Annotated in this window: 16 protein-coding genes; 11 read left to right on the top strand and 5 right to left on the bottom strand. The window is 67.8% G+C overall.

The genetic code is table 11. The annotated features are described in order from the left end of the window. Nucleotides 1–366: 366 nt before the first annotated feature. Nucleotides 367–1,845, bottom strand: coding sequence for an ATP-binding protein (locus QH196_RS00575; RefSeq protein WP_432279403.1), 1,479 nt, complete (start codon nt 1,843–1,845; stop codon nt 367–369). Nucleotides 1,846–1,854: 9 nt separating this feature from the next. After that, a complete protein-coding gene (locus QH196_RS00580) occupies nt 1,855–2,541 on the bottom strand; it encodes a response regulator transcription factor (protein ID WP_280413776.1) in 687 nt (228 codons plus the stop codon). A gap of 317 nt (nt 2,542–2,858) precedes the next feature. On the opposite strand from QH196_RS00580, the gene QH196_RS00585 reads away from it, so the two are divergent. The 6 genes from QH196_RS00585 to QH196_RS00610 all read left to right on the top strand — a co-directional run bounded on the left by QH196_RS00585 (nt 2,859) and on the right by QH196_RS00610 (nt 8,444). Beyond that, nucleotides 2,859–5,666 carry a sensor histidine kinase gene (locus tag QH196_RS00585; protein WP_280413777.1) on the top strand — a complete coding sequence of 936 codons (2,808 nt, stop codon included), beginning with the start codon at nt 2,859–2,861 and terminating at the stop codon, nt 5,664–5,666. Continuing rightward, nucleotides 5,663–6,076, top strand: coding sequence for a roadblock/LC7 domain-containing protein (locus QH196_RS00590; protein WP_033243512.1), 414 nt, complete (start codon nt 5,663–5,665; stop codon nt 6,074–6,076). The genes QH196_RS00585 and QH196_RS00590 overlap by 4 nt, the downstream gene beginning before the upstream one ends. A gap of 200 nt (nt 6,077–6,276) precedes the next feature. Next, complete coding sequence (locus QH196_RS00595; RefSeq protein WP_051157956.1) at nt 6,277–6,591, top strand: DUF742 domain-containing protein; 315 nt, start codon at nt 6,277–6,279, stop codon at nt 6,589–6,591. Beyond that, nucleotides 6,572–7,204, top strand: a complete 633-nt coding sequence (locus QH196_RS00600; protein ID WP_280413778.1) for a GTP-binding protein — start codon at nt 6,572–6,574, stop codon at nt 7,202–7,204. The genes QH196_RS00595 and QH196_RS00600 overlap by 20 nt, the downstream gene beginning before the upstream one ends. Further along, a complete protein-coding gene (locus QH196_RS00605; RefSeq protein ID WP_280413779.1) occupies nt 7,197–8,123 on the top strand; it encodes an MHYT domain-containing protein in 927 nt (308 codons plus the stop codon). Before QH196_RS00600 ends, QH196_RS00605 begins: the two co-directional genes overlap by 8 nt. Before the next feature lie 6 nt (nt 8,124–8,129). Continuing rightward, nucleotides 8,130–8,444: a hypothetical protein gene (locus QH196_RS00610; protein ID WP_280413780.1), complete on the top strand. Its 315-nt coding sequence runs from the start codon at nt 8,130–8,132 to the stop codon at nt 8,442–8,444. A gap of 294 nt (nt 8,445–8,738) precedes the next feature. Here QH196_RS00610 and rpmF read toward each other — a convergent pair whose 3' ends face one another. The 3 genes from rpmF to mrf are packed head-to-tail and all read right to left on the bottom strand — an operon-like array spanning nt 8,739 to nt 10,562. Next, nucleotides 8,739–8,921 (bottom strand): 50S ribosomal protein L32, encoded by a 183-nt coding sequence (gene rpmF / locus QH196_RS00615; protein WP_280413781.1) that lies wholly within the window; start codon nt 8,919–8,921, stop codon nt 8,739–8,741. Nucleotide 8,922: 1 nt separating this feature from the next. After that, on the bottom strand, nt 8,923–9,192 hold the full coding sequence (locus QH196_RS00620; RefSeq protein WP_280413787.1) for a type B 50S ribosomal protein L31: 270 nt from the start codon (nt 9,190–9,192) through the stop codon (nt 8,923–8,925). Further along, on the bottom strand, nt 9,192–10,562 hold the full coding sequence (mrf, locus tag QH196_RS00625; RefSeq protein WP_280413782.1) for a ribosome hibernation factor-recruiting GTPase MRF: 1,371 nt from the start codon (nt 10,560–10,562) through the stop codon (nt 9,192–9,194). The genes QH196_RS00620 and mrf overlap by 1 nt, the downstream gene beginning before the upstream one ends. Before the next feature lie 104 nt (nt 10,563–10,666). Between mrf and rpmB the strand changes: the two genes are divergently transcribed. The 5 genes from rpmB to QH196_RS00650 all read left to right on the top strand — a co-directional run bounded on the left by rpmB (nt 10,667) and on the right by QH196_RS00650 (nt 12,262). Continuing rightward, nucleotides 10,667–10,903, top strand: a complete 237-nt coding sequence (rpmB, locus tag QH196_RS00630; protein WP_280413783.1) for a 50S ribosomal protein L28 — start codon at nt 10,667–10,669, stop codon at nt 10,901–10,903. Nucleotides 10,904–10,914: 11 nt separating this feature from the next. Further along, nucleotides 10,915–11,085: a 50S ribosomal protein L33 gene (rpmG, locus tag QH196_RS00635; RefSeq protein WP_033243517.1), complete on the top strand. Its 171-nt coding sequence runs from the start codon at nt 10,915–10,917 to the stop codon at nt 11,083–11,085. Then, nucleotides 11,085–11,390 carry a 30S ribosomal protein S14 gene (gene rpsN / locus QH196_RS00640; RefSeq protein WP_280413784.1) on the top strand — a complete coding sequence of 102 codons (306 nt, stop codon included), beginning with the start codon at nt 11,085–11,087 and terminating at the stop codon, nt 11,388–11,390. The genes rpmG and rpsN overlap by 1 nt, the downstream gene beginning before the upstream one ends. A 33-nt stretch (nt 11,391–11,423) precedes the next feature. Continuing rightward, on the top strand, nt 11,424–11,678 hold the full coding sequence (gene rpsR, locus QH196_RS00645; RefSeq protein ID WP_062973672.1) for a 30S ribosomal protein S18: 255 nt from the start codon (nt 11,424–11,426) through the stop codon (nt 11,676–11,678). Between the two features lie 113 nt (nt 11,679–11,791). Beyond that, complete coding sequence (locus tag QH196_RS00650; RefSeq protein WP_280413785.1) at nt 11,792–12,262, top strand: hypothetical protein; 471 nt, start codon at nt 11,792–11,794, stop codon at nt 12,260–12,262. Nucleotides 12,263–12,745 lie beyond the last annotated feature (483 nt).

The following is a 12,745-nucleotide window of genomic DNA, read 5'->3' on the forward strand; positions in this document are numbered from 1 at the left end:
GGCGGGGCCTTGCTCTGCGAGCCCCCGTAACACCCCAACAAAACCACGGGCCCGGCCTTGTATTACGCGGCCCTTAATGTTTTGGGCCCGTCCTTGCTGTCTGTGCTGCTGCAATTGGGGCGCCGCCGCGAGCCTCGAGCACTGACAGCAGGGACGGGCCAAAACCTTTCAGGGCCTCGTAAGACTCGGCGGCGCCGTTGGTTGCGTTGGGTTGTTCCGGGGGCTCGCTGAGCTCGGCGCCGCCGTTGGTTGCGGCGGTCTTTTCCGGGGCTCGCTGGGCTGGGCGCTGCCGTTGGTTGCGGTTGCGGTTGGGGTCCGGGGGGCGTCCGGTGGGCCAGCGGTTCGGAACGGTCGAAGGGGCGCAGATTACTGGCTCTGGCCGGGTAATACGATTTGGATCAGCGCACCGCCGCGATCGGAGGTGTCGATGGCAATCGTACCGCCGTGTTTGGTGACGACCTGTTTCACGATTGCCAGGCCCAGTCCCGAACCGGGCATGGACCGAGACGCCGTTGTCCGGTAGAAGCGCTCGAAGACCAGTTCGCGTTCGGCGGGGGGAATCCCCGGGCCCGCGTCGGCGACCGATAGTTCCAGCAGTCCGCGTCCTGTTTCGGTCATCCGCACCCGGACCAGTTCACCGGGTGGGCTCCATTTCGCCGCATTGTCGAGCACATTGAGAATCGCCCGTTCCAGGGCGGCTTCGTGGCCGTAGACGAACCAGGGCCGAAGTTCGGCGTCGAAGGCCACGGCACCGCGGCGGCGGACCCGTTCCAGGGCGCGTTCGGTGACCTCACCGAGATCGACCCGCTCGTACACCGTTTCCGGTGCGTCCTCGCGGGCCAGGTCCACCAGATCGCCCACCAGGTTCGACAGTTCCTCGATCTGCGCCACCACATCCGAACGCAGTTCGGCCATATCTTCCTCGGGTATCGCCGGGGCATCGGGACGACTCGAGGCGATCAGCAATTCTGTATTGGTGCGCAACGAGGTCAACGGGGTCCGCAGTTCGTGACCGGCGTCGGCGACCAGCCGGCGCTGGCGGTCCCGGGATTCGGCGAGCGCCCGCAGCATGGTGTTGAAACTCTCGGTCAGCCGGGCGAGTTCGTCGTCGCCGGTGACCGGGATGGGGGTCAGGTCATCGGTGCGCGCGATTCGCTCGGTCGCGGCGGTGAGGCGCGCGATCGGGCGCAACCCGGTGCGGCCGACGGTGGTGCCGGCACCGGCCGCGAGCACGACCCCGCAGGCGCCGACGGCGAAGAGCAGCCAGGCCAGCCGGTCCAGTACCTCGCGGGTGGGTTCGAGCCGCTGCGAGATGACCAGGGTGACGCCGGAGTCCATCCGCTCGGCCAGCACCCGCTGGCTGTTGTAGGTGCGCAGCGAGGATTCCCGTTTGCCCTGCGCCACCGCGACTTCTTCGGTGCCGATGGGCGGTGTGGTGGGCTGCGGCGGCAGGTACACGGGGATGCTCGCCGGTTTCTCCACCTCCGACGGTGGCACCGGGTAGATCAGCGCGACCCCGATATCGTTGGAGAACAGTGTGGCGAGGCCGAGCGACTGGAACGCCATATCGTCGATATCGCCGCTGATCATGGTGGCGGCACGGGCATGCAGCTGAGCGTCGACCTGACCGTAGAGCGCCCGGGCGACCATGGCGTAGGCCGCGATCGAGGTGATCGCCACGAAGATCGCCACCAGCGATGCCGCCAGCAACGTGACGCGCCACCGCAGTGAGACGGTGCGGGTCAGCGGGGTCGGCGGGCGCATGGGCGGGGGCTCGTCCGGCCAGGGCCGGCCGAGCGTCGCCACCGTATGTTTCTTGGCCGCCGAGCGGGGGGTACGTGCCATATCGCGGGCTTACGGAGGCGTTTCGCGCAGCACGTAGCCGACGCCGCGCACGGTGTGGATGAGCCGGGGTTCCCCGTCGGCCTCGGTTTTCCGGCGCAGATAGCCGATATAGACCTCCAGCGCGTTACCGGAGGTCGGGAAGTCGTAACCCCATACCTCCTCGAGGATCCGGCCCCGGGTCAGTACCCGGCGCGGATTGGCCATCAGCATTTCCAGCAGTGAGAATTCGGTGCGGGTCAGCGATATGGACCGGTCTGCGCGCGCGACCTCCCGCGTGACCGGGTCCAGGGAGAGATCGGCGAACCGCATGGTTTCCGAGATCTCCCCGGGATCGGGCGCACGGCGGCGCAGCAGTGCCCGCAGCCGGGCGAGCAGCTCTTCGAGCGCGAACGGTTTGGGCAGATAGTCGTCGGCGCCGGCGTCCAGGCCGGCGACCCGTTCGGATACCGAATCGCGGGCGGTGAGTACCAGTATCGGCAGGTCGTCGCCGGTACTGCGTAACCGGCGGCATACTTCCAGGCCGTCCAGTCTGGGCATCATGACGTCGAGCACCAGGGCGTCGGGCCGCTCGGCGGTCGCCTTCTCCAAGGCGTCGATACCGTCCACCGCCAGATCGACCGTGTAGCCGTTGAAGGTCAGTGAACGGCGCAGCGATTCCCGCACCGCACGATCGTCGTCGACCACCAGAATGCGCATTGCACCAGTTTGACCGCAGCGACTGAGAGGCTACTGAGAGGCCCCGGCCGGCTCGCGCGCCGCGGCGCCGACCTGGGAATACATCCGATTGCCGAACCGGTCATTACCGATCTGTGATATGCGACGAAACCCGTTCGTCATCCGCTTTATTCGCGGTATAACGGGCTGAACGTCCCGATTGCCCAGGGCTAACATGCACGGTATGTTCCGAGCGGGAAAAACTAGACCTCTGGTCGGTTCGGTGTGACATTCAACCATAACTGAAACGGCCACGCACCAAATTGAGGTCGATCGTGATGCGGAGGCGACAGAGGCGGATGGAAACCCCGCGACCGTGGCAATTCAGCCTGTCCAACTGGTCGGTCACCCGCAAGGTCGGCATCGTCCTGGTGTTGCCGGTTGTCCTGGCCACCCTGTTCGCGGTGCTACGGATCAACAACGAGCTGCGCACCCTGGAGCAGCTCGAAGCCGCGACCGAACAATCCCGCGTCATCCAGCCGATCGTCGATTACAACGCCGCGGCCGAAAACCTGGCGGTGACGGCCACCGCGCGGGGTTCCGATACCGAGTCCCGGACCACGGCGGCGCTGTCCCGGTTCGATTCGGCCCACCAGGTCCTCGAACGCGCGGTGGACAGCAATGCCATCTCACCGGCGGTCTCCCGCGAACTGTCCTCGGCGCTGACCCTCGGCTCCACCATGCGCAGCGGTATCGGCAACGGCTCGCCTGCCATGCTCGGCGACCAGGCCGACGAGATCTCGGTACGGGTCGGTAATGCGCTGGCGCAATCGCCCACCGTCGACAACCTTTCCGTCCAGCGCTACTTCTTGCAGCTGAGCGCCGTCCAGGCGGCGCGGCGCTCGCTCACCGCCCAGCGCCTGGTGATCAGTTCGCCCAGCGCCGTGGACAATCCCGCGCTGCGTGCCCGCGTCCTCACCTCCGGTGGCGCGGAACTGACCATGATCCAGCAGTACGGCCAGTTCCTGCCGGATACGGCCGGCGGTATCCGGCCGCTGCTGGACGCGGTCCAGACCCGGCTGGCCATCTTCAGCCAGGGCACCCAGGGCGCACTGAACGATCCGGCCGCGCGCGATTCACTGGACGCCAGTCTGCAGGGCTACGACGCCACGGCCGAACAGCTGTCCGCGACCATCATCGGCGCGCTGCACCACGCCACCATCTCCGCCCAGAACATCGCGCTACGCGAAACCGCGCTGCTGATCGGGGCGCTGCTCGGTGGCCTGACCCTGGCGCTGGCCGTGGCCCGGACCCTGGTCATCCCGGTGCGCCGGTTGCGCCGAGACGCCCTCGAGGTGGCCCATGTCCGGCTGCCCGAGGAACTCGAACAGGTGCGCGGCGGCGCCGAGACCCCGGAGATCGAACCGGTCGGCGTCCAAGGCACCGAGGAGATCGGCCAGCTGGCCCGCGCGGTCGACGAAATGCACCAGCAGGCGCTCAACCTCGCCGCCGACCAGGCCCGTCTCCGGGTCCAGATCGGGAATATGTTCGAAACCCTGTCCCGGCGCAGCCAATCGCTGGTCGAACAGCAGCTCGGGATCATCGAGGAACTGGAACACGACGAGGACAATCCCGGACGGCTGCAGAACCTGTTCCGGCTCGACCATCTCGCCACCCGGATGCGGCGTAACGGCGACAACCTGCTCGTGCTGGCCGGCACCGCGTTGCGCCGCGGTCAGCTCGAGCCCGTCCCGCTCTCGGATATGCTGTGGAGTGCGGTATCTCAGGTCGAGGATTATCAGCGGGTCGAGATCGGTCACGTCCCCGACGGGGTCGTGGCCGGTGAGCCCGCCGTCGATATCGAACATCTGCTCGCGGAGGTCATCGATAACGCGCTGCGCTACTCGCCCCCCAATACTCCGGTGGCCGTGACGGTTTCGCGCGCGGTGGACGGCGGATACCTGATCGAGATCACCGACCGCGGTCTGGGAATGGCCACCGAGGACCTGCATGCGGCCAACGCCCGGCTGGCCTCCGGCGGTGAGATCAATGTCGAGACCGCGCGCCGGATGGGTCTGTTCGTGGTCGGCCGGCTGGCCAAACGCCATCAGATCACGGTCGGCCTGCGCCGTACGTCGACCATGGCCCAGCAGCCGGGGATCACCGCCAGCCTGCATCTACCGGGCCTGCTGGTCTCGCCCGACACCGGCCCGGACAACTCCACCACCCTCACCGCGGATTTCTCCCTCGGCTCCGCACCTCAGCTGCCACCGCAACCGCCGCAGCTGCACTCCTCCCCCGCGCTGCCGGCACAGCCCCAGCCGCGACAGCTGATGCCGGTACCCAGCCTGCCGCAGAACGAGTCCTGGCCGTCGCGGCCGGACCCGGCGCCGCCGCTGGCTCCGGTGCCCACCGCCTCGGGGGCCGCAACCAGCGCCTCGGGTTTCGGCACGACCGCCTCCGGATTGCCCCAGCGGCGACCGGCCGCGGATTTCCCGCCGATGACAGGTGCGGGCAGCGGCCGGCCCGGCGCGAACGGCACGCGGGATACATTCTCGGCGTTCGACCCTGTCGAGGAGCCCGAACCCGACGACACACCGACCGGGTTGTGGTCGGAAACCCATCAGACCCAATCGTTCCCGGCGCCGGTCGAATCCGCATACACCGGCCCGGAACCGGCGCAGGACGCTCCGGTATCGATCACCTCCCGCTCCGGGTTACCGATCCGCCGCCCGGGTATGGAACGCGAGGATCCGTTCGGCCGCGCCGAACAACGCCTCGACGAAGCATCCACCGGCCCGGCCACATCCACCCGGCTACAGCCCGTCGGCGCCGCCACACCCACCCCGATCTACCAGCGCATGGTGTCGGAGTGGCTGGTGGAACCGGCATCCACACAGGACGAGCCGCGCCAGGACTGGACGTCGCCGGCCGATGCCGGCTGGCTGGCCGCCGAGGACGCGGCCCGCCCCAGTTCGGATTCCACCACCGCCAACGGGCTCCCGATCCGCCGGCCGGGCGCGCAGCTCGTGCCCGGCGGGCTCGCCCCCGTCGAAGACGAGGCCCCGCGGAATCCGGAGGAGATCCGGAGCAATCTGACCAGACATCTGAGCGGCGTCCGCAGTGGGCGGGCCGACGCACAGCACAATGACGGAGGGCTTGCATGACCACCTCGAACGGCAGCACGGACACCGATGAGAACCTGAACTGGCTGGTCGCCAGATTCACCCGGGACGTTCCGGGTGTCTCCCACGCCGTCCTGGTCTCCGCGGACGGGCTGCTGCAGGCGGTCAGCCCACATCTGCCGGCCGACCGGGCCGAACAGCTGGCCGCGGTCACCGCCGGTCTGGCCAGCCTGTCCACCGGTGCCGCCCAGTTGTTCGACGGCGGCAAGGTGATGCAGTCGATCGTCGAGATGCAGCGCGGCTACCTGCTGGTGATGAGTGTCGGCAACGGATCCCATATCGCCGTGCTGGCCAATAAACAGCACGATATCGGCCGGATCGGCTACGAAATGGCACTACTTGTGGACCGCGTCGGCTCGGTGGTCAGCGCGACCGCCCGATCAACCGTCTGAGCACCATGTCCCAATTCGGCCAAGCATCCCCCAATTTCAATACCGGCGGGCCCGAGTACGGGCCCGGTGCCCATAATTTCGGGCCGGGAGCCCAGCAGAGCGATCCCGCATCCGCGCAGTTCAATACCGGTGCCTACCGGTTCCGCCCGGCGCCGGCCCCGAGTACCCCGCGGCGGGCCGGACGGGTCCGGCCGTATGCCCTGACCTCGGGCCGCACCCAACCGGCGGTCGATCTGCCGATGGAGGCGGTTATCGAAACCATCTCCTATCATGCACAATTCGATTGGCCGTCCGGTGATATCCGGGCCGAAATCCTTCGGCTCGGTACCCACCAGCTGTCGGTCGCCGAAATCGCCGCCCATCTCGATCGCCCGCTCGGTATGGTCCGCGTCGTCATCGGTGATCTCGTTGTGGACGGCAACCTGCGAGTGCATTCGACTTTGACCGAGCAGGCGAGCTACGACGAGCGCCGGTCGCTGATGGAGAGGACATTGCGTGGACTCCGAGCCCTATAGCAAGACCGAGGGTGGTGCCGCGGCGGGATCCGATACCCGCGTCGCGTCGACCAAGATCGTGGTCGCGGGCGGCTTCGGCGCGGGGAAGACCACATTCGTCGGCGCAGTATCGGAGATCGTGCCGCTGCGCACCGAGGCGATGGTCACCAGCTTCTCCGACGGCGTCGACAATCTGGACGATACCCCGGATAAACAGACCACCACCGTCGCCATGGACTTCGGGCGGATCATCCTGCCCGGCAACCTGACGCTGTACCTGTTCGGTACGCCGGGCCAGCGCCGGTTCTGGTTCATGTGGGACGACCTGATCCGCGGCGCGATCGGCGCGGTGGTCCTGATCGATACCCGCCGGCTGGAGGACAGTTTCGCCGCGGTCGATTTCTTCGAGGCGCGCAACCTGCCGTTCCTCATCGCGGTGAACCGTTTCCCGAACGCACCGCGGTTCGCCATGGCCGAACTTCGGGAGGCACTGTCGGTCCGCGAGGGGGTGCCGATCGTCGATATCGATGCCCGCGATGCCAAAGAGGTCCGCCAAGCGCTGGCGGCCGTCACCGAATACGCGATCAACCGGTTGAAGGCACAGGAGTACGAGGGAGTCGCCCGGCATGGTTGACCTGCTGGCCGCGGAGACGGTCGCTACCGTCGAGCTGTTCACCATGGGCTACTGGCTCACTCTGCTGACCGCACTGGTCTCCGCCGTCGGCATGTTCGTCGGATTGGCATGCGCGGTCAACGGCCGCCGTTCGGTGCGGTTCCGGCCCATCTGGATCGCCGCCGCCGCCGTCTCGATCGGCGGGGTCGGGGTATGGCTGGCCAGCACGGTGTCCCTGCTGGGTGTTTCCGTTCCCGGTACGGTCCTGCGCTACGACATCTCCGAGCTCACGCTTTCCCTGGTCTTCGCCATCGCCGCGGTATTCGCCGGATTGCTGCTGGCGGGTCGCGAATTCGATGTGAAGCGGATGGGGAACGCGGCCGGGGCCATCGGCGTCGGCTTCGGGATCATGCTGTGGTTGCAGTTGTCCTCGGCCGCTATCCAGGGTTCGGTATCGATCACCGTCTGGCTGTACGTGATCGCGGTGGTGATTGCCGTACTCGCCTCGTCGCTGTGTGTCTGGCTGTTCCAGCGTTTCCGTTTCCCGGCCGCCCGGGTGGGGTCGATCGTGATGTTCGCGGCCGGTGTGGCGGTGTTCTACTTCACCGGTATCGCGAGCCTGGAATTCCGGCCGGACCCCGAGGCGCAGCCGGCCCAGGGCATGGAGTTGTTCGGTTACGCCTTCCCGATGCTGGTCATCGGGCTGTTGTCGCTCGCCGTGCCGATCACCGCGGTTCTGGTGGCGCCGGAGCGCCGCGACGAACAATCCACCCCCGCCCGGAAGAACCCCGAGAACTCGGCCACCACACCGGATGACGGGCCCGCGGGCGGAAGCTCGGGCGATGGCACCGGACCCGACGACCCCGGTCGCGAACTGCGGCCGTCCGCGGCGGCCGCGCTCGCGCAACGCGCACGGCCGCTGCCCGAGCCCGCTCGCTGATCGCCGGTGGAAACGGAACTCGTGGCCGGGGAGCAGGACACGCTGCTGCGGGAGTTGTGGGCCCAGGTGCGGGCGCTCCGCGCGGAGGTATCGGACCTGCGGGTCGAAATCAGCGAAATGGAAGCCACCGTCGCCGATCTCGTGGAGGGTGCGGGCGAGCCCGATCGGATACAGCTGCCGTGGCCGGTGTCGCTGCTCCTGCTACCGGCCGCGTTGACGCTGGCACTGATCCGGCAGGTGGACGAGCTGGCACATGCCCTGACGACGGAATGTGAACCGGCACGAAAAGAACTGCCGGAAACTGTGCGCAAGACCCCCTGAAGTGGCGATGAGCGGGTCTCCCATTTCTGGGAGACCCGCCCTCACGCACGAGGATAACGGGAACAGGTCCCGAAATCAGCACCTCCGGCAAGTTTTTCCGCTGTTCGCGGTGTCCGGGTCCGTAATCGCGGTATCCAGCAGTCCACCGGTCGGCTATCGACCAGCAAGCGAAATTACCAGGTCGAGCATATTTCACCGCTAGCCGGTCGATTGCCCGGACCGTGCTTTTCGCCGTCGGAACGCGCCGGATGGACCTGCCGCGGAGGCGGATTCATATCTAGGGGGCATGACAGATCAGCGGCGTTTCAGCTCAGCCGGATCGATCACTCCCCGCCGCACCGCCGCAACCAACCGGCGCGGGACCCGATGGACGACACCACCCACGGTCACCGGAATCAGATCCGGTGCCGTCGCCTTCCAATTCGCCCGCCGGCTGCGCGTATTCGACCGCGACATCCGCCGCTTCGGGACCGCCATCTCAGCTCTCCTTCCGGGCCCGCGCGCCGCGCTTGCCGTACTTGCGCTCGAATTTCTCCACCCGGCCCTGGGTATCCAGCAGGCGGTTCGCCCCGGTCCAGAAGGGATGCGAATCCGCGGTGACATCGACGACCAGCAGCGGATAGGTGTTGCCATCCGACCAGATGATCGACCGGTCCGCGCCGGCCGTGGACCGGGTGAGGAACTGTGTGCCGGTACTCGCGTCCTCGAAGACGACCGGCCGGTAGTCGGGGTGGATTCCCGGTTTCATCATTTCTCCTTCCGGGCACGTTCGCCCGTCTCGGTTCCCCGCCCCTCACCGGCGGCGGTGGGGCTGGGTTCGTCCGGCGCACAGGGGTCGGTATGCCATTCACCGAACGGGTCCGGCCACTGGGCAACCAGTTGTGGGGCCCGTTCGACCTGCAAGAGTTCGGCGTCGTCCACCAGCGCCCAGTGCAGCGCCTCCCGGATCTCGTTCGGGTCGGCGTCGTGCACCAGGATGACCAGCGAGATATCGCGGTCGCCGAATCGCTCATCCCAGCGCATCCCGGCCATGGCCAGTCGTTCCGCATCGACAGTGGCGCGCTCGTCGGCCGGCATGGCCGCCAGCCACCGGCCCGCCCCACCGATCCGGAGACCACCACCGGCCGATTCCAGCCACACCACTTCATCCGGTTGTGTGGCCAGCCAGATCCGGCCGCGGGCGGTCACCACACCGTCGAAGAGCATGTCCAGGGCGCCGTGCAGCCGTTCCGGGTGGAAGGGCCGCCGCGCGGCGAACTCCACCAGCTCCACCCCGTGTTCCGGGCCCAGCGGTGGCCGGCCACGCAGCAGCGGGGCGTGCGCGTCGAAGCTCCGGCCGCGGCGCGATTCCGGCGGAACCAGGCTCAGCAGCGCGTCCATCGCGGCGGGCGTGATCGCGGCAGCCGATTCCGGCCAGAGCACCGGCGCCGAGGGGACCAGGCGCGACAGTACTGCGCTCACCCGGGCGTGTTCCGCCGGGTCCACCTCCGCACCGCCCGCCACCACGAGCGCATCGGCGAAATCGACCTGCCCCACAGCGAGCTGGGCGACGGTGCGGTCGTCCTCGGCCCAGGCCCAGCCGAGCTCCTCGAGCGTCGCGTCGCCCGTCGCGGCGGCCGGCCAGGTGCGCACGTCGATCGCGGTCACCACCGCGGCCACGCGCACATCGCGGGCCGCCGGTCCGTCCACCCGGCCGACGATTCCCGCGACCGGTATCTCGGCGATCCCGGCGCAGACCGCCTCGGCCTCGAAAGCGGGATCCAGGTCGAGCACGATGCGGTGCACCGAGTCACGCGCGGCCAAGGTGCACAGCAGCGGCAGCAGATCCGCCTTCAGCGTGCACGACACACAGCCGTGGGCGAGTTCGTGCACCGATTCGGAGGTTTTCCCGGCGGCGTGCACGGTACGACGGACCACCCCTTGGCGGAGTTCGGTGAGATCGTGCCGGACGACCACGGTGCCCTCGGCCGCGCCGAGGGCACCGGCGACGAGACCGGCGGTTGCGGCCGGGTCACCGTGCAGACCGGCGACCACCACGACCGGAGTGCGGCGATCGCGGTGGCCTGCGGATGCTTGTGCGGAGATGGACACCACGACCCTTTCGGCAATGATTTTCATTTAGGACCGGACACACGCTACAGTGTCGATTCGCCGTTGTCGAAAACGATTGTCATCATCGCTCCGACGGCGGTCGTCACCGTTCTCCGTCGAAGGGAGCCGTTATGTCGGCCCACTGCCAGGTCACCGGCCGCAAACCCGGGTTCGGCAAATCCGTCTCGCATTCCCACAAGCGCACCAACCGCCGCTGGGATCCCAACATCCAGCGCAAGACCTACTACCTGCCCAGCGAAGACCGCCGGATAACCCTGAACGTCTCGGCGAAGGGGATCAAGACGATCGACCGCGACGGTATCGAGGCCGTGGTGGCGCGCCTGCGCGCCCGCGGCCAACGGATCTGAGGAGACACCCGATGGCATCGAAATCGAACGAACTCCGGCCACTGGTCAAACTGCGCTCCACCGCCGGCACCGGATACACCTACGTCACCCGCAAGAACCGCCGTAACGACCCCGACCGGATGATCCTGAAGAAATACGACCCGGTGATCCGCAAACACGTCGACTTCCGGGAGGAACGGTAATGGCCAAGAAATCCAAGATCGCCCGCAACACCCAGCGCCGCGAGATCGTGGCGCGGTACGCCGAACGCCGGGCCGAGCTCAAAGAACTCATCCGCAAACCCAGCACCCCGGACGACGAACGCCTGGCCGCACAGGCCGCCCTGCGCCGCCTGCCACGTAACGCCAGTCCGGTACGATTGCGCAATCGGGACACCGCCGACGGGCGACCGCGCGGTTACCTCCGGAAGTTCGGCCTCTCGCGGGTGCGCGTACGCGAGATGGCCCATCGGGGCGAACTACCCGGTGTGCACAAATCGAGCTGGTAGACCCACTGATCTCGTGAGTTAGGAGCCGGTCATATGGCAATCAAACGAGGCCCGTCGAAGAAGGCACGCGCCGAGCAAGCCCGCCGGCCGAAGAAGAATCCACTCATCGCCGCGGGTATCGAAACCGTCGACTACAAAGACGTCAACCTGCTGCGCACGTTCATCTCCGATCGCGGCAAGATCCGCAGCCGCCGGGTCACCGGCTTGACCCCGCAGCAGCAGCGGCAGGTCGCGGTGGCGGTGAAGAACGCCCGCGAAATGGCCCTGCTGCCCTTCACCAACCGCTGATCGCAGACCTACGCCGGACGCCCGGTACCGCACAGCGGTACCGGGCATTCGACTGTCGGGACGCCCCGGCCACCGGACCGCGATGCCGGGCCCCGGCCACTAGAGTCGTCCGCATGATCTCAGCGCGCAGGTTCCTGACGATTCTCACAATCTGCACCGCGCTGTCGGTCACGGCTTGCGGAGGTAGCGACGACACCGGTGCGGAGCCGGGCCTGTCCCCCGGACCGTCGGCGACCCCCACCTCGGAGAACCCGCCCAGCACGCCGACCGAGAACCCAACCGCCGACCCCGGGCAGATGTTCACCGCCGACCCGTCCATCGTCGGCGCCCACCCCATTCCCTTCACCTCTTGGACCCGTGTCGCCGAAGACCGGATCGCCGTACATTTCGAATCCGGCGTCCCCGAGTGCTACGGCGTGGACGCCTCGGTCACCGAGACCGAAACCACGGTCACCGTCGAACTCCGCAGCGGCACCCGCGCCGACGCCACCGACAAGATGTGCGTGATGATGGCGGTTTTCGGCACGCTGGAGATCCAGTTGGACGCGCCGCTCGGTGAACGCCGGGTACTCAGCGCGGTCTGAGCCGGCACCCTGCTGTCCGCCCCCGGCCAGCACACCCGTTGACGACCAGAACTCCACGGACCTCGACGAATGGTGCTGCTACCAGCGGGCGGAATCCCACGGCACAGCACGAAGAGGTCTCCCCACCGACCTCCACCGTAACCAGCGGAGGCACCGAATCCGATGAGGCCCCGAAACGTTTCGCCCCGCACCACAAACGCCACCAACCGCACCGCCGAGTCCAGCGAGGCCCCGAAACGCTTCGGCCCGCACCACAAACGCAACCAACGGCACCGCCGAGTCCAGCGAGGCCCTGAAAGGTTTCGGCCCGTGACGGAGATTATGGGGAGAGGGGGTTGGGGGCAGGCGCCGGGCGCGCCGCCCCCCCCTCTCGCGCGCGCCCCCCCCCCCCCCCCCCTCGGGGCCACAACCCCCCGGGCCCCCTTGGCCCCCGCAAAAAGACACAGCTCAGTGGGCGAAGTGGCGGGCGCCGGTGAAGTACAT

This window comes from Nocardia carnea (assembly GCF_029868325.1).
Classification (GTDB): Bacteria; Actinomycetota; Actinomycetes; order Mycobacteriales; family Mycobacteriaceae; genus Nocardia; species Nocardia carnea_C.